15 protein-coding genes are annotated in these 15,345 nt (G+C 68.5%); 7 read left to right on the top strand and 8 right to left on the bottom strand.

All coding sequences use genetic code 11. The features are described 5' to 3' along the window. Positions 1-8 precede the first annotated feature (8 nt). Positions 9-1,529: a glycoside hydrolase family 36 protein gene (locus tag ASC59_RS15965; protein WP_082513742.1), complete on the top strand. Its 1,521-nt coding sequence runs from the start codon at positions 9-11 to the stop codon at positions 1,527-1,529. Positions 1,530-1,546: 17 nt separating this feature from the next. Beyond that, a complete protein-coding gene (locus ASC59_RS15970) occupies positions 1,547-2,980 on the top strand; it encodes a DUF4832 domain-containing protein (RefSeq protein WP_082513743.1) in 1,434 nt (477 codons plus the stop codon). Between the two features lie 58 nt (positions 2,981-3,038). Here ASC59_RS15970 and ASC59_RS15975 read toward each other — a convergent pair whose 3' ends face one another. The 4 genes from ASC59_RS15975 to ASC59_RS17675 all read right to left on the bottom strand — a co-directional run bounded on the left by ASC59_RS15975 (position 3,039) and on the right by ASC59_RS17675 (position 6,487). Further along, on the bottom strand, positions 3,039-3,893 hold the full coding sequence (locus ASC59_RS15975) for a class I SAM-dependent methyltransferase (protein ID WP_055824917.1): 855 nt from the start codon (positions 3,891-3,893) through the stop codon (positions 3,039-3,041). 140 nt (positions 3,894-4,033) lie between these two features. Next, positions 4,034-4,639, bottom strand: coding sequence for a DUF6518 family protein (locus ASC59_RS15980; RefSeq protein ID WP_055824918.1), 606 nt, complete (start codon positions 4,637-4,639; stop codon positions 4,034-4,036). A 101-nt stretch (positions 4,640-4,740) separates the two neighbouring features. Further along, positions 4,741-5,805 (bottom strand): trans-sulfuration enzyme family protein, encoded by a 1,065-nt coding sequence (locus tag ASC59_RS15985; protein ID WP_055824921.1) that lies wholly within the window; start codon positions 5,803-5,805, stop codon positions 4,741-4,743. A 67-nt stretch (positions 5,806-5,872) separates the two neighbouring features. Then, positions 5,873-6,487, bottom strand: coding sequence for a TOPRIM nucleotidyl transferase/hydrolase domain-containing protein (locus tag ASC59_RS17675; RefSeq protein WP_055824923.1), 615 nt, complete (start codon positions 6,485-6,487; stop codon positions 5,873-5,875). Positions 6,488-6,573: 86 nt separating this feature from the next. Between ASC59_RS17675 and ASC59_RS15995 the strand changes: the two genes are divergently transcribed. Continuing rightward, positions 6,574-7,521 carry a cytochrome b/b6 domain-containing protein gene (locus ASC59_RS15995; RefSeq protein WP_055824926.1) on the top strand — a complete coding sequence of 316 codons (948 nt, stop codon included), beginning with the start codon at positions 6,574-6,576 and terminating at the stop codon, positions 7,519-7,521. Between the two features lie 193 nt (positions 7,522-7,714). Here ASC59_RS15995 and ASC59_RS16000 read toward each other — a convergent pair whose 3' ends face one another. After that, positions 7,715-8,191: a hemerythrin domain-containing protein gene (locus tag ASC59_RS16000; protein ID WP_157488190.1), complete on the bottom strand. Its 477-nt coding sequence runs from the start codon at positions 8,189-8,191 to the stop codon at positions 7,715-7,717. A 55-nt stretch (positions 8,192-8,246) separates the two neighbouring features. On the opposite strand from ASC59_RS16000, the gene ASC59_RS16005 reads away from it, so the two are divergent. Continuing rightward, positions 8,247-9,095, top strand: a complete 849-nt coding sequence (locus tag ASC59_RS16005; protein ID WP_055824933.1) for an alpha/beta fold hydrolase — start codon at positions 8,247-8,249, stop codon at positions 9,093-9,095. Positions 9,096-9,120: 25 nt separating this feature from the next. Here the strand turns inward: ASC59_RS16005 and ASC59_RS17320 are convergent, their stop codons facing one another. After that, positions 9,121-9,270: a hypothetical protein gene (locus tag ASC59_RS17320; RefSeq protein ID WP_157488192.1), complete on the bottom strand. Its 150-nt coding sequence runs from the start codon at positions 9,268-9,270 to the stop codon at positions 9,121-9,123. Between the two features lie 205 nt (positions 9,271-9,475). On the opposite strand from ASC59_RS17320, the gene ASC59_RS16010 reads away from it, so the two are divergent. Further along, complete coding sequence (locus ASC59_RS16010) at positions 9,476-10,513, top strand: AI-2E family transporter (protein WP_055824935.1); 1,038 nt, start codon at positions 9,476-9,478, stop codon at positions 10,511-10,513. 42 nt (positions 10,514-10,555) lie between these two features. On the opposite strand, the gene ASC59_RS16015 is transcribed toward ASC59_RS16010, so the two are convergent. After that, positions 10,556-10,948, bottom strand: a complete 393-nt coding sequence (locus ASC59_RS16015) for an SHOCT domain-containing protein (RefSeq protein WP_055824938.1) — start codon at positions 10,946-10,948, stop codon at positions 10,556-10,558. A gap of 391 nt (positions 10,949-11,339) precedes the next feature. Between ASC59_RS16015 and ASC59_RS16020 the strand changes: the two genes are divergently transcribed. Continuing rightward, the gene (locus ASC59_RS16020; protein WP_055824941.1) at positions 11,340-11,975 is read left to right on the top strand and encodes a ScbR family autoregulator-binding transcription factor; all 636 of its coding nucleotides are present in this window, start codon (positions 11,340-11,342) and stop codon (positions 11,973-11,975) included. A 49-nt stretch (positions 11,976-12,024) separates the two neighbouring features. Continuing rightward, positions 12,025-12,804 carry a polyprenol monophosphomannose synthase gene (locus ASC59_RS16025; protein WP_055824945.1) on the top strand — a complete coding sequence of 260 codons (780 nt, stop codon included), beginning with the start codon at positions 12,025-12,027 and terminating at the stop codon, positions 12,802-12,804. Here ASC59_RS16025 and ASC59_RS16030 read toward each other — a convergent pair. Further along, the gene (locus tag ASC59_RS16030) at positions 12,734-15,298 is read right to left on the bottom strand and encodes a transglycosylase domain-containing protein (RefSeq protein WP_055824948.1); all 2,565 of its coding nucleotides are present in this window, start codon (positions 15,296-15,298) and stop codon (positions 12,734-12,736) included. The genes ASC59_RS16025 and ASC59_RS16030 overlap by 71 nt on opposite strands. Positions 15,299-15,345: the final 47 nt, after the last annotated feature.

Below are 15,345 nucleotides of genomic sequence, written 5' to 3' on the forward strand. Positions count from 1 at the left end.
AAAGCAGAATGCTCACAGATCTCGCCACATTCTCCGGCGTCGTACAGCTCGGAGACCTGTCTCTACCTCTGGTCGCACCCGGTGCGCCCCGCTCGATCGGCGAACGCGAGTTCCTGATCCCGTCGGGTTCCGTCACGGTCGTGCATCCGTTCGAGGACGCCGAGTTCTTCCGTCACGGATGGAACTCGTGGAGCCCATCGGGCTGGAGGCGCCTCACCGACGCGCCACTACGCATCTACGACAGCCCGCAGCGACTGCTGACTGCCGACGACGCAAGGAACGACACCCCGCTGGCGCATTCGGGCAGCGCTGTCGGCGCGATCGCAGTGGGTGATGGTGAGATCCTCCTCCTCGGGGCGCTCGGTCTGGGCGCCCCGAGGGTGGGCGCGACGCCGACGACGCTGTGGGGGAGCGTTGAGGAGCCGGACGGCGAGTGGTACCTCGCCCGCGGCCCCGAGGGAGAGGTCTTCGCTCGGTATGCGCACCTGCTCGCAGAACGGCTCGGCTCTCGCGATTCTCGTGCGGGCCGGGTCTGGTGCAGCTGGTACTCCTTCTACGAGGCGCTCGACGAAGGCCTCGTCCGCGACACAGTCCAGGGCCTGGCCGGGATGCCGTTCGACGTCGTGCAGCTCGACGACGGGTGGGAGCCCGTCGTGGGTGACTGGCGGGCCAACGAGCGTTTTCCGTCCGGGATGGCGCAGACCGCTCGCACCATCATCGATGCCGGCTTCCGCGCGGGCATCTGGCTCGCACCCCTCATCGCGCTGCCGTCGTCGCAGTTCGCCCTCGAACGACCCGACCTGCTCGTGCAGGGGCCGGACGGCACGCCGATGGTCGCCGGCTACAACTGGGGCGGGCCGTACTTCGCCCTCGACACGACCCAGGCGGAGGTGAAGGCCCACCTCCGCGAACTGTTCACGCGGGTCGTCGGATGGGGCTTCAGCTACCTGAAGCTCGACTTCATGTACGCCGGCGCCCTCGAGGGCGCCAGGAGCGAGCCCGTCCACCGCGAGTGGGCCTACCGCGACGCGATCGCCCTCATCCGCGAGGTCGTCGGCGACGACGTCTATCTGCTGGGTTGCGGCGTGCCGATGCTCCCGTCAGCCGGAGTCTTCGACGGCGTGCGCGTCGGGCCCGACGTCGCCGCGTTCTGGGACAACGCCGAGCGCCCGGGCGATCCGACCGGCGTCGGCGCCAAGAATGCCTTCCTCGCGTCGATCCACCGCAGCTGGCTGCGCCCGGTCTTCGAGACCGATCCGGATGTCGTCTACTTCCGGCGGAGACGCAGCCTGCTCGACGAGGGCCAGCGCCAGCTCGTCGAAGACGTCGCGACGGTGCTCGGCTTCAAGTCCACCTCGGATCCGACGTCCTGGCTGCTTCCCGACGAGATCGCCGAGCTGCGTCACTGGCTGGAGCGAGACGAGGAGGTGACCCAGGAAGGACGCTACCTCTTCCGCATCGACGACCGACTCGTCGACTTCGGACCCTATGTCGACTACGTAGCACCCCCGAGCACGATGGCGGGGTAGATCAAGGGAATGAGAACATGACACTCTCCTCACGCAGTATCCGCCCGATCAGCGCCACGGCGATCGCAGCCGTGCTGGCGATCACGATCGGTGGTGTGGCGCCGGCGGCGATCGCCGGCACCGGCCCCGGCAATGGCAACGGGCACGGGAGCGACTGGCGCAGCGTCGCTGCCGGGCCTGAACCAGACAGCAACCCGCTCAAGGGATTCATCCCGTTCGCCGGGGACTACCCGGACTTTCCGCATTCGATGGAATGGTCGTACTTTCCGCTCGACGCGGTGATGACGGGCCCGTCGACATTCGACTGGACCGCCGTCGAGACGACCCTCGACGAGGTGGCTGCTCGCGGTCACCAGACGACCATGCGGTTCTACCTCGACTACCCGCAGCGCGAGAGCGGCATTCCGCAGTTCCTGCTCGACGGCGGCCTCCTCACCCACTCGTACACCGAGTTCGGCAACACGACCAGCGTCATCCCCGACTACAACGATCCGCAGCTCCTCGCTGCCCTCGACGCCTTCGTCGCAGCTCTCGGAGACCGCTACGACGGCGACCCGCGTCTCGGTTTCGTACAGGCGGGCCTCATCGGCTTTTGGGGGGAGTGGCACACCTGGCCCTACAACGGCGAGGGACTGCCCGACTACATGGCGACCGAGGAGAACCAGCTGCGCCTGCTGAACGACTTCACGACGGCCTTCGACGAGACCGACATCGAGGTGCGCTACGCGAGCACGGCGAATGCGGGTATGGACGTGGGCTACCACGACGACTCGTTCGCGCTGACGACGAAGCAGAGTCCCTACGGCTGGTACTTCATGGACCAGATCGTCGCGGCAGGCGCTACGGAGAAATGGAAGACCAACTCGATCGGCGGCGAACTGCGCCCTGAACTCCAGTCGTGCATCTTCAGCGCTGCCGGATGCCCTGTGGTGCAGGAGGGCGGAGACAACGACTTCGCCGGGAGCCTCGACCAGACCCACGCGAGCTGGCTGATCAACCACTACGCCTTCGCGACCGGTTACCCGGCCGCCGACCGGGACCGCGCGGTCGACGCGGCACGATCTCTCGGCTATTCGCTGAGGGTGACGAAGGCGGGGATCGACGAGCCCCGCCGATCGAAGGGAAAGCTCGACGTCGGCCTCGTGGTGAAGAACGTCGGAGTCGCGCCGTTCTACTACGACTGGCCGCTCTCCGTCGCTCTCGCCGACTCACGGGGAAGGGTCGTGAAGCAGTGGACCACCCGGTGGGGTCTCGACGAGATCGCCAGCGGGGCCCAGGAGCGATTCGACGGCAGCTTCGACACTCGCGGTGTGAAGCCCGGGCGGTACACGGTGCTCGTCCAGGGGACGAACCCGTTGGCGACGGGTCAGCCCGTGAGGTTCGCCAACTCCGATCAGGATGCCACCGTCACCGGCTGGCTCACCCTGGGCAGGGCGACCGTCACGAGGTGACCATGCACTGAGTGCGGGGGCGGGGAGCGCTGATGCGCTCCCCGCCCCCGCATCGCTTTCAGTGCACGCGCGCCGTCACGACCAGGTACTCCCACTCGAGGGCGTCGCCGGGGGAGCGCAGCCCATTGTCGATCGCCAGCTGCACGAGCGCCGCGTCGAGTGCCTGAACCTGATCGGCATCGTCGGAGATCCGGTTGAAGACGGCGATGGTGGGTCCGTAGTGGCTCCTGAAATAGTCGCGGAACTCATCGGCCGTTGCGAATCTGTCGATCCGTACCGTCTGACGTTCAGCGGTGAAATCGTCGACGCGATCGCCGAGCAACTCGCGCACGTGCTGCTCGTCGCCCCACAGCGGGGCCGGCTGCGCGCCTTCGGGGAGCGGGGCGGCGAAGGGCTTCATCGTGCGGAACATCCGACCGATGAAGCCCTCGGGCGTCCAGCTGAGCAGTCCGATGCGGCCGCCGGCGGCGGTGACGCGGAGCAGTTCGTCGGCGGCGAGCTGGTGGTGGGGCGCGAACATGATGCCGACGCACGAGAGCGCGACGTCGAAGGAGGAGTCGGGGAATGGCAGGGCCTCGGCATCCGCTTCACGCCATTCCAGTTCGGCTCCGGCCTCGTCCGCGCGACGTCGGCCGACGTCGAACAGCTCCGGTGTCAGGTCGCTCGCGACGACAGTCGCTCCTCGCAGCGCCGCGGGGATGGACGCGTTGCCGCTGCCGGCCGCGATGTCGAGCACGCGATCGCCCGGGCCCACCCCGGTCGCGGCGACGAGCCGCGGGCCGAGCTCGTCGATGAGTTCGGCTGCGAGGGTGGGGTAGTCGCCCGATGCCCACATGCCGCGGTGCTTGGCCTTGAGCGCCCTGTCCGCGTCGGTGGAGGTGATGGTGTCACTGCTCTTCTGGGGTTCGGTCATGAGTGTCTCCTCGTTCGGGTGAGTGCATGGCTCCGGTCGAATGCGCTCGGCCGGATGGTGATTCACTCCATCGTGCTCGCGACAGTGCGGAGGCGCATCCGTGCCGTCCACGGGTATTCGCCGGGGTGCAGTGAGCAAGGTCAGCGCGACACTGCACCGAGCAGCTGATAGGCGACGAGAAAGGCCGCGGCGATCGTGGCCGTCAGCGCCGTGGCCAACAGGATGAGTCGTGGCCGACGGATGCGGAACGCCATTCCACCGAGGAGCAGCACGCCGGAGGCTGCGCTGATCCACCAGTAGACCGGGCTGGTCGTGGCGCCGACGACGGTGAAGCCGTAGACGGCCTCTCCCACGAGCAGGCCGGAGAGCAGACCGTTGCCGAGAGCCGCCGACAGCGCGCTGCGGCGCAGGGCGTGCGCTGCGGCTCCGATGAACGGACCGGCCACGACGCCGACGATGATCCAGAACGTCGGATCGAAGTCGACGCCGCGCCATCCGGAGACCACGGCGTAGCCGACCGTGAGCCCCACGAAGCCGAGGGCGCCGCCGAACGCGGCCTCCACGTAGCTCCTGGCCAGGAGCCACACGAGCAGCGCGGTCGGGATCATCCACCCCGAGACGGAGTTCGCGAGCGAGGAGAACTCCGGAGGCAGGGCGCCCTGGCCGAGGGGAGTGAGCCCGCCGAGCACGAGGGCGGCTGCGGTGATCCCCGCGATGCGCAGGGATGAGGTGACGATCGGGGGCATACCTTCACGCTAGGCAGCGTCGGCCGGCGGCCGCATCCGTCACATCCCCGGTTCGACCCTGAGATCGAGTCCGGGCCGAGCGCGGACTAGACGAGCGCAGGCTAGCCGAGCGCCGCGACGAGGTCGTCGTAGAGGTCGTCGACGTGCTCGAGTCCGACCGACAGGCGTACGAGGCCCTCGGGGATGGTCTCGTGTTCCGCGGCCCAGCGACGACGGCGCTCGAAGGTCGACTCCACGCCGCCCAGGCTGGTGGCGTGCAGCCACAGCGCCGTGCGCGGCACGAGGGCGTCGGCGGCATCCGCCCCGCCTCTGACCACGATCGAGATGATGGCGCCGAAGCCGGGGTAGCGCACTTCCTCGAGCGCGGGGTGATCGGCCAGACGGCGAACCAACTCCTGCGCCGTCGCCTGCGCGCGCTCGACGCGCACCGACAGGGTGCGGAGGCCGCGCAGTGCAAGGAAGGCCTCGAGGGGGGACGGGATGGCCCCGTAGAGGGAACGGCGGCCGAGCACGGCGTCGTGGTGCGCATCCGTGGCCGTGATGACGGCACCGAGGAGAACGTCGCTGTGACCGGCGATGTACTTGGTGGCCGAATGCACCGAGATGTCGGCACCGAGCTCGAGCGGGCGCTGCAACACCGGGGTCGCGAAGGTGTTGTCGACGACGACGATGGCTCCGGCTGCGTGGGCTGCCTCGGAGATGGCGGGGATGTCCGCGACCTCGAGGGCCGGGTTGGTGGGCGATTCGATCCAGACCATGGCGGCACCGGCGGATGCATCAGCAACCGCGGCTGCATCGGCGATGTCGACGTACACGACGTTCAGCCGCCCCTCGCGGGCCCGGTCGTCGAGCTGCAGAACCGTGCCCGTGTACGAGCGGCGCGGCGCCACGACGACTCCGCCCGGCTCGACGAGGTCGAGCACGGCCGAGATGGCGGCGAGGCCGGACGCGAAGGAGAGGCAGCGCCCGCCCTCGAGGGTGCCGAGGGCGTCCTCGAACGCCGTCCACGACGGGTTGGCGTAGCGGCCGTACTCGCGCTCGCCACCTGCGACGTAGGTGGAGGCGAGGGTGATGGGCACATTGAGCGGCTCGTCGACCTCACGCGCCGGACGACCCGCGATGATGGCGAGCGTCTCGGGGTGGAAGGCTGGATTCTGCTCGTGCACGGGACCTCCGGTTCGCCTGGGGCGCGTCTCGTGCGCCGGTTCCAGTATCGGGGATCGACGACGAGCGTTACGTCGGAAGCGTCGCTGACAGCAGCCCGAGGATCGGCTCGGGGATGCGCTCCGCGGGAATGCGTTCGGCGAAGGCCCGCGCCACGCGAGCCTTGCGTCCGGCCCCGGCACCGATGAACCTGTGCAGCTGGTCGGCCAGTGCGCGCTCGCGCTGCGCCGGCTGCCGCCGCATCCCCTCGAACCTGGCGCCCTCGCCCTGCTCCGCGATGATCGCAACGGCCACGTCGATGCCCAGAGCACGGATGAGTTCGTCCTCCAGGTCGTGCCTGCAGGCGAAGAACCCCAGCTCCTCGAGTGGCACGGGGTGGGCGGCATCCGCGAGCCCCACGCGTTCGAGGGCCCGGCGGTAGACCGGAACCTCCTGCTCGTCGCAGAGGCCGGTCAGAGCCAGCCCCTGATCGGTGGCCCGTGTGATCTCGAGGAAGCGCGGCAGGCTGTTGGCGCCGCCCATGCCGACGACGGCCGTGCCCTCGCCCGGCAGATCGCGACCCACTGTGGCCGCGAACTGCAGCACGGCCTCCCTGTCGCTGTCGCCCTCGACGAGCACGACGCGTCTGAGGGGGCGGATGCCGGCGCTCGCCGCGGCGAAACGGGCGAGGTCGGCCGGGTCCATGTGCTCAGGCTGGCACACGGAGGTGGCCGGCCGCTGCACTGCGGGCGCCGGCTTGCATCCGCGCGGCGGCTTTGCGAAGGTGAGACGTGCCGAAACCCGACCGTCCCGCGTTCGCGGGCGTGCCGTTGCGCCGGCTCGCATGGCTGATCCCCGCGGCGATCGTGGCCTTCGCCGCCGTCGTGCTCCTGGCGCGCTGGGCGCGGGGGCTTCCGGAGGTCGCCGCCTTTCTCGCCGAGTATCCCGGCGGCACCACGCCTCCCGAGGGAGCCCCCGTCGGCATCCCCGCCTGGCTGGCCTGGCAGCACTTCCTCAGCGCGTTCCTGCTCGTGATGCTGGTGCGCACGGGCATGCTGCTCAAGTCCGGGGTGCGCCCGCCGGCGTTCTGGACCCGCGACAACACTCGCTGGCCGCGCACGAAGCGCGCACCGCGCCGGCTCGGCATCCCGCTCTGGCTGCACCTGGTCGTCGATGCGCTCTGGGTGCTCTGCGGCCTCTCGTACGTCGTGCTGTTGTTCGCCACCGGCCAGTGGGTGCGCATCGTGCCCACGGACTGGGGGGTGGTGCCGAACACGATCTCGGCGCTGCTGCAGTACGCGTCGCTCGACTGGCCGGTCGAGGACTCGTGGGTCTCCTACAACGCCGCCCAGCTGCTGAGCTACTTCGCGGTCGTGTTCCTGGCGTCGCCGCTCGCGATCATCACGGGCCTGCGCCTCTCGCCGATCTGGCCGATGGAGGGCGCCTGGTCGCGGGTGTTCCCCGAGAAGCTGGCGCGGGCTCTGCACTACCCCGTGATGCTGTTCTTCCTCGCCTTCACGGCTGTGCACGTCTTCCTGGTGCTCACCACCGGCGCCCTGCGCAACCTCAACATCATGTACGCCGCCCGCGACTCCGACGACTGGGTCGGCTTCATCATCTTCCTGATCTCGGTGGTGGCCATGGTCGGGGCGTGGCTGCTGGCGAAGCCCCTGGTGCTGGTGCCGCTCGCCGCGCGGTTCGGCCGCGTGCAGGGAGTGCGGCCGCCGCAGAAGCGCTGAGCCGAGCGGCCCACGCAACGTGCGGACTCACCGGCTCGCGGACTCACCGACTCGCGGACTCACCGACTCGCCACTTGTGGCCGCTCGACGGCGTCGCGAGCGACCACACGTGGCGAGCCGACGAAGCACGAGCGACCACAAGTGGCGAGCGAGTGAGTCGCAGACGGCCACACCTGGCGAGCCGCCGACCCGCTCACTCCGCGAGCGGACCGAAGTAGCGGCGCGGGCTCGCATCCGTCGACGAGACCTCGATGGTGTCGAGCACGCCCAGCAGCTGGCGCTCCTCGTAGCCGAAGTGCGACGTCATGATGGCGCCGATGCCGTCGAGGTGTCCGAGCAGTACAGCCGGCTCGTCGCCGGAGTTCAGTGCGAGCTCGACCCCGCGGATGAGGTGGGCGATCATGCTGTGATCCTGCATGAGCCGGGCGATGACCGGCTCGAGCTCCGGATGCTGCCGCGCGATCTCGGGGAACAGGGCGGTGTCCTCGCTCACGTGGTGGCCGTCGAGTGCCACGCAGAAGCCCCAGCAGAACAGCCTGATGTCTCGGGCGACGGATGCCGCGTCCCCGCCGGCCTCGATCGTGTCGCGCGCCGCGTCCAGAGCCTGGCGCAGGCGCTCGTGAACTGCCCGCATCTCGTCGCCCCACGCGATCACTCTCTCGGTGCTCATCCCGACCATGATCCCACCCCAGCGCGGCGACCCGCCTTCCGTCTACACTCGCCGGATGACCACCGAGCTCGACGTCGCCACCTCAGACGGCCGCATCCTGCACGCCTACGACACCGGCGCCGATGCCGGGTCCGGCCTCGCCCTGGTGTGGCATCACGGTTCGCCTCAGACCGGAGCGCCTCTCGAGCCGGTGCTCGCCGCGACGCGAGAGCGGGGAATCCGCCTGGTGAGCTATGGGCGGCCCAGCTACGGCGGATCGACCCCGAACCCCGGACGCGACGTCGCCTCAGCCGCGGCGGATGTCGCGGCGGTGGCTGACGCCATCGGCATCGAGCGGTTCGCCGTCATGGGAGCATCGGGCGGCGGCCCGCACGCACTCGCCTGCGCCGCCCTGCTGCCCGAGCGGGTGCGCGGCGTCGTGACCATCGCCGGCATCGCGCCCTTCACGGAGCGCTTCGACTGGTTCGGCGGCATGGTCGCCCCGGGAGGACTGAAGTCGGCCCTCGCCGACGGTGGCACGGGCCGCGCCGCCTTCGCCGAGGTCGACGAGTTCGACCCCGAGCAGTTCATCGCCGCCGACTTCGCCGCCCTCGACGGGGCATGGTCGGCGCTCGGCGATGACGTCGGTCGATCGGCGGAGTGGGGCGACGACGGCCTCATCGACGACGACGTGGCATTCACCTCGCCGTGGGGCTTCGATCTCGAGCAGGTGGCGGCGCCGGTGCTGCTCGTGCAGGGCGACCTCGATCGCGTCGTGCCGCGCCTGCACGCCTCATGGATGCTGAGCCTGCTGCCCAACGCCCAGCTCTGGGCGCGACCGGACGACGGCCACGTCTCCGTGCTCTCGGTGATTCCGGATGCGCTCGACAGGCTCGCCGTGCTGATCAGAGCGAACGAGGCGTAGAGGCCCGCGCCGGGCGCGGGTCACCTCACTCCGCTGTCGGCTGCTCCCCGCGTCCGCCCTCGAGCTCATCGGCAGTGTCGTCGGGATTGAACGACTGCTCGTCGACCTCGTCGGCTGCGTCGGCCTCGCGCCCGGGCTGCTCATCCGGGTAGTTGGTCGATGTTGAGTCGGTCATCGTTGTGCTCCTCGTCTCATCCGCCACGGTCCGGTGACCGCCGCTGGTGCGAGCGTACGCCGATGCGCAACGGATGCCGAGACCTTGACACGCGGCATCCGGCAGCGGCACCCGTCGCAGAACGCGGCTGGCGAAGCGCCGTGTCAAGGGAGCGAATTCGGCCGGTCAGAAGCCCATACTGGGATTCCCTACCGCAGGAGCTGCCATGAAGATCCAGAACGCCTTCCGTCTCGGGCTCATCGGCACACTGGGGGTCGGGCTCGGCATCCTGATCCTGATGTCGATCGTCTCACTCGCGACGATCCTCACCTACATCGGAGCCGCACTGTTCCTGGCGCTCGGCATCGAACCCCTCATCTCGTTCCTCGAACGCCGAGGCTTCAAGCGCTGGCTCGCCCTGCTCACCACCATGGTGGTGCTGCTGGCGGCGATCGCGGGACTCGTCTGGGCCATCGTGCCGGTGATCGTCGACCAGTCGACGCAGGCCATCGAGGGCATCACGAAGTGGGTGCAGAGCGGCGATGCGCTCGACCTGCTGCATCAGGCCCAGCAGCAGTTCCCGACGATCGTGAACCAGGACAACCTCGACTCCGTCGTGTCCTATTTCCAGGACAACGCCGGGAAGATCGGCGGCGGAGTGCTGCAGGTCGGCCTCGGCATCATCAGCGGGTTCTTCGCCACGATCATCGTGATCATCCTCACGATCTACTTCACGTCGTCGCTGCCCGCGATCAAGCGCAGCACCTACCAGCTGGTTCCCGCCACGAAGCGTTCGCGCTTCAGCGAACTGGCCGACCAGATCACCGACTCCGTCGGCAAGTACGTCATGGGCCAGGTGGCGCTCGCGCTCTGCAACGGAATCCTGAGCGCCATCTTCCTGACCATCATCGGGGCGAAGTTCGCGATCCTGTTGGCGGTCATCGCCTTCACGTTCTCGCTCATCCCGCTGGTCGGAACCATCACCGGTTCGGTGATCATCGTGGCGTTCTGCCTGATCTCCGGACCTCAGACGGCCATCGCCGCGGCGATCTACTACATCATCTACATGCAGGTGGAGGCCTACATCCTGAGCCCGCGCATCATGAATCGAGCTGTGTCGGTTCCGGGCGCGGTCGTCGTGATCGCGGCACTCGCCGGCGGATCCCTGCTCGGCATCCTGGGCGCACTGGTCGCCATCCCCGTGGCCGCCTCGATCCTGCTCATCATCAAGCAGGTCGTCGTGCCGCGTCAGAACGAACTCTGACGCGGCCGCATCCGCGGTCCGCGTCTGAGATGCCCGTTCAGATCAGAACTTCTTGCCCTCTGCCTTGGCCTTGATCGCGTCGAATTCGCCGGCGGTGATGACGCCCTGGTCGCGCAGGGCGGCGGCCTTGGCGATCTCCGCCTGCGGGTCGGCGTAGGACTGCGCCTGGATCGAGGAGCGGTCCTCGGAGAGGATCTCGGTGTTCGCCCTGGCGGCTGAACGCTCGTTCATGCCCCTGCCCCTGGCGATCAGGTAGACCACCGCGGTGACGAAGGGCAGGAACACCATCGCGATGATCCAGAGCGCCTTGAACCCGCCGTGCAGCGTCTTGTCGCGGAAGATGTCGGCGAGGATGTAGATGAGCACGAACAGGTAGGCGATGTAGGCGAACGCCCACAAGAAGACCCAGGCGAAGCCCCAGAAGTCGTTGAACATGATGGTTGTCTCCCGTTCCGCCCGGCCCGCCCGTGCGTCTGACCACAAACTACCGCTGAGAAGTGCCGGAAGGCACGCATCTCGTCACGAGTCGGTCGGGGCCGACGGTGCACGGCACCCGCGCATCCCGATCGCGTAACACAATGGCGAGGGAGCAGAACATTCCGAACGACTGGTTTTGTTTCGATTATGCTGATCGCAGAGGTGGCGCGTACGGGGGTCTGCGCCACGCGTCCGCCACGCGGATGCGGAAGGGAAGCCCGGGGGGACATGGGCTTCCCTTTCCTTATGCGGGGCGTCGTTCTGGTGCGCTGGTCTCTGCCAGACGGAAGCTGTGTCCGGTCCACGACTTCCGCGACTAGCATGTCGGCAGCCCGCTGACAGGAGACCGATGGCAACGCAGGAACGAGCTCGCGCCACGCGCGAGCGCATCATCGTCGGCGCGGCGGAGACGTTCGACAGGCGCGGCTTCGCGACGGCGTCCCTGGCCGACATCGCGGCGGCCGCGGGAGTGACCAAGGGCGCCCTGTACTTTCACTTCAGTTCGAAGGACGAGTTGGCCAGCGCCGTGATCGAGGCCCAGCACGCCGCGGCGGCCAGGTCGGCCGCGGGCATGGTGGTCACGAACGAGGATGCTCTCGAGACCGCCGTCGCGATCTCGGCCGGTCTGGCGCGCTCATTGCAGAGCGATCCGCTCACCAGGGCCGGCATCCGCCTGACCACGGAGTCCTCCGCCTTCGACGCGCCCGTCCGCGGCCCGTACGAGCACTGGCTGGCGACCTTCGAGGCGATCCTGGTGGCGGCACTCGCAGCCGGCGACCTGCGCGCCGGCTCCGATCCCGCCATGCTGGCGCGCTTCATCATCCCGTCGTTCACCGGCATCCAGATCATCTCCGAGGTCTTCACGGCGCGGGCGGATCTGCCCGAGCGGCTCGCCGAGATGTGGGGCATCGTCTTCAGGGCCGCTGTGCCCCCCGAACGCCTGGAGCGGGCTCTCGCCATGGTCGAGCGCCATCTGCGTCGATAATGGGGATGATGAACGACATGGGCGCTGGCCAGCCGGAACGACGAACGCTGTGAGCGCGAACGCGCCTCGTGTGCTGGTGGTCGTGCCCACCTACTGCGAGGTCGACTCTCTGCGGCCCCTGGTGGAACGGGTGCTGGCATCGCCGCCGAAGCCCTCCGTTCTCGTCGTCGATGACAACTCCCCGGACGGCACCGGGGTCCTGGCCGACGAGATGGCGGCATCCGAGCCGCGGATGCAGGTGCTCCACCGAGCGGGCAAGGAGGGGCTCGGCCCCGCCTACATCGCCGGCTTCCACCATGCGCTGGACGCGGGCGGATTCGACATCATCGTCGAGATGGACGCGGACGGATCGCATCAGCCCGAGGAACTCGAGCGCCTCATCGCCGCGATCACCGAGGGAGCAGACCTGGCCATCGGCGCACGCTGGATCCCGGGCGGGCGCACAGTGCACTGGCCGTGGTATCGCAAGCTCATCTCGCGGAGTGCCACCGCCTACGCCAGGGTGATGCTGCGTTCGCACCTGCACGACATCACGTCGGGCTACCGGGCCTTCCGGGCGCCGTTCCTCGACTCGCTCGATCTCGACGGGCTGCAGAGCGCCGGTTACGCGTTCCAGATCGAGGTCGCCTGGCGCGCTGAACGTGCGGGCGCAGACATCCGTGAAGTGCCCATCACCTTCGTGGAGCGCCATGACGGCACCTCGAAGATGACCACGGGTATCGCTCTCGAGGCGATCGGCCAGGTCACCCGATGGGGCTTCAGCCGTCGCCCTCGGGCGGCTCAGGAGTCGGATCGGGTTCCTCCGCAGCCTTCCCCACCACGATCGTGATGGTGGAGCCCGCACCCACAGCGGTGCCGGGTGCCGGGTCGATGGAGATGACCCTGCCGACGGCCTTCGCATCCGTCGTCGTCTGTTCCGTGGTCTTCACCGTGAACCCGGCATCGCGGAGAGTCTTCTCGGCGCTCTGAGGGTCGGAGTCGACCTGCGGCACGACGACGAGCGCGCCGTTCGACGTGAACGCCGTGATGAGCGAGCCGCGTGGCGCGGTGCCCGACGGGTCGGTTCCCGTGACCTGACCTGCCGGCAGCTCCGAGTCGCGCGCGCCGCCGTCTGAGAAGCTGAAGCCGGCGTTCTCGATGATCTGCTCCGCCTCGGCGATGGATTTGCCGCGCACGTCGGGAACGTCCCTCGTCACCGTCACGAGGGCGCTGTCGTCAGGCTCGGGGAACTCCCCGCCGGGGTACTGCGCGTTGGCCGTCGACATGATGCGCGGCCAGATCAGGTGACGGATGAAGGCGGCCTGCTCGCCGTTGATATAGGTGTCGCGCAGGTTGACGTGGCCGCTGGCGTTGAAGACTCCCACAGTCGTCGCGACCCTGGTGCTGGCTCCACTCATCCACGTCGCCTCGGCGTTGTCGGAGGTTCCCGTCTTGCCGATCATCGGCGAATAGGGGTCGGTTCTGCCGTTGGAGGGTGAGCCGGTTCCACCGTTCATGACCCGCTCCATGGCGTACGCCATCGCGGCCGTGATCGTCGGGTCGACCTTCTGGGCGCAGTCGGCCGTCGGCACGGGGATCTCGACGCCGTGGCGCAGCACCTTGTCGATCACGATCGGCTTGCAGACCATGCCGTTGCCGGCGACACCAGCGAAGGCCGCGGCCATGGTGACGGGCGCCACCTCGTTGGTGCCGAGGATCGACGCCGGCCCCTGCTGCAGTGGCTTGCCGTCCGCACGGTGCACCCCGAAGGACTCCGCCATCGTGCGGATGCCGCAGAGATCGAGCTCCTTGGCCATGGCCACGAAGCCCGTGTTGTAGGACTGCTCGGTGTTGGTCAGCGCACTCCACGTTCCGCCGCCTTCGCCTCCGTCGTTACGGGGGTTCCACGACGGGTCGGACTGCTCGCCGAGGCAGCTGTCGGTGAAGCTGCCCCAATCGGAGCGCCTGTACGCATTGACGTACTCGTTGAGGGAGTGCCCCTCCTTGATCCACTCGCCCAGCGTGAAGATCTTGTAGGTCGACCCGGGCTGGAAGCCGGCCGATCCGCCGTACTCGCCGTCGGTGTTGTAGTTGACGGCGCTGGTTCCGGGAGTCGCCAGCACCTCGGGGTCGTCGGAGAAGGTCGTGTTCTGGGTCATCTGGAGCACGCGGCCAGTACCGACCTCGACCGAGACGCTCGAGCCGCCCAGGTCGATGCCCTCGGCCGTGGCAGGCACGAGTTCGCGCATGGCCTGCTCGGCGGCGCCCTGCATGATGGGGTCGATCGTCGTGTAGACGTCGAGCCCGCCCCGCTTCAGCAGGGTGAGGCGCTCGGCCTCGGTGGCGCCGAACGCCTCGTCGTTGCGGATGGTCCAATAGACGTAGTCGCAGAAGTACGCCGAGCCCTTCGCCGTGGCGCAGCCCGTGCTCGGCGGGGTGATCTTCGGGGTGATCGGCAGCGCTTTCGCGGCACTGTGCTCGGCCTCGGTGATCTTGGAGTGCTCGAGCATCTTGTCGAGGATGTAATTGCGTCGGGAGAGCGTGTTGGCGTAGCCGTTCTCCGCCCCGTTCTTCGGGTTGTCTCGCTTGTCCAGGCGGAACTTCTCGGGGTTGTTCACGATGGCCAGCAGCGAGGCCGCTTGATCGAGGGTCAGGTCCTTCGCCGTGGTGCCGAAGTAGTAGTGCGCGGCCGACTCGATGCCGTAGACCCGACCACCGAAGAAGGCGATGTTGAGATACCCCATCAGGATCTCGTTCTTCGTGTACTTCTTCTCGACGCCGATGGCGAGGCGCATCTCCTTGATCTTGCGATCCGGGGTCTGCCTGGTCGCCGCGGCAACGGCGGCGTCCTCCTCCTCCTGGGTCTTGGCGGTCGCGACCGCCTCCTGGACGAGGACGTTCTTGACGTACTGCTGCGTGATCGAGGAGCCGCCCTGGATGCTCCCGCCGCCGAGACTCACGGCAGCGGCGCGCAGGGTTCCCTGGATGTCGATACCGCCGTGCTCGAAGAACCGGGGATCCTCGCCCGCGACGGCGGCATCCCTCGCGTAGGCCGACACGTTCTCCCAGTCGACCTCTTCGCGGTCCTGGTCGAAGAACGAAGCCAGAAGCGTCTGCGTGCCGTCGGGCATGGTCGCGTAGATGTTGGTCTTCTCGGCGAGATCGCCGATCTGGAGGAAGCCGGGCAGCTTCTCGAACATCGAGATGCTGCTGGATGCCGCGAGGCCGCCGACGGCAAGCGCCGGAGTGACGGCGAGGGCGGCGAGAACGCCGACAGCGACGCTCAGGCCGACGAAGGCAAGCAGTGCCCGGCCCCGTGACCCTTCGGAGCGATCATCAGCCACACTCCACCCCTCTCCTCGCAGACTGCGCCGATGGGCATCGGATCTGC

The organism is Leifsonia sp. Root1293, from assembly GCF_001425325.1.
In the GTDB taxonomy this organism is placed as follows: domain Bacteria; phylum Actinomycetota; class Actinomycetes; order Actinomycetales; family Microbacteriaceae; genus Orlajensenia.

What these genes read in the sequence shown, in the direction of transcription:
- ASC59_RS16015 (WP_055824938.1), bottom strand. Translation starts at nt 10,948, where the DNA reads ATGTTCAACGACTTCTGGGGCTTCGCCTGGGTCTTCTTGTGGGCGTTC.
- ASC59_RS15965 (WP_082513742.1), top strand. Translation starts at nt 9, where the DNA reads ATGCTCACAGATCTCGCCACATTCTCCGGCGTCGTACAGCTCGGAGAC.
- ASC59_RS15980 (WP_055824918.1), bottom strand. Translation starts at nt 4,639, where the DNA reads ATGCCCCCGATCGTCACCTCATCCCTGCGCATCGCGGGGATCACCGCA.
- ASC59_RS16010 (WP_055824935.1), top strand. Translation starts at nt 9,476, where the DNA reads ATGAAGATCCAGAACGCCTTCCGTCTCGGGCTCATCGGCACACTGGGG.
- ASC59_RS17675 (WP_055824923.1), bottom strand. Translation starts at nt 6,487, where the DNA reads ATGGACCCGGCCGACCTCGCCCGTTTCGCCGCGGCGAGCGCCGGCATC.
- ASC59_RS16000 (WP_157488190.1), bottom strand. Translation starts at nt 8,191, where the DNA reads ATGAGCACCGAGAGAGTGATCGCGTGGGGCGACGAGATGCGGGCAGTT.
- ASC59_RS17320 (WP_157488192.1), bottom strand. Translation starts at nt 9,270, where the DNA reads ATGACCGACTCAACATCGACCAACTACCCGGATGAGCAGCCCGGGCGC.
- ASC59_RS15970 (WP_082513743.1), top strand. Translation starts at nt 1,547, where the DNA reads ATGACACTCTCCTCACGCAGTATCCGCCCGATCAGCGCCACGGCGATC.
- ASC59_RS15975 (WP_055824917.1), bottom strand. Translation starts at nt 3,893, where the DNA reads ATGACCGAACCCCAGAAGAGCAGTGACACCATCACCTCCACCGACGCG.
- ASC59_RS16020 (WP_055824941.1), top strand. Translation starts at nt 11,340, where the DNA reads ATGGCAACGCAGGAACGAGCTCGCGCCACGCGCGAGCGCATCATCGTC.
- ASC59_RS16005 (WP_055824933.1), top strand. Translation starts at nt 8,247, where the DNA reads ATGACCACCGAGCTCGACGTCGCCACCTCAGACGGCCGCATCCTGCAC.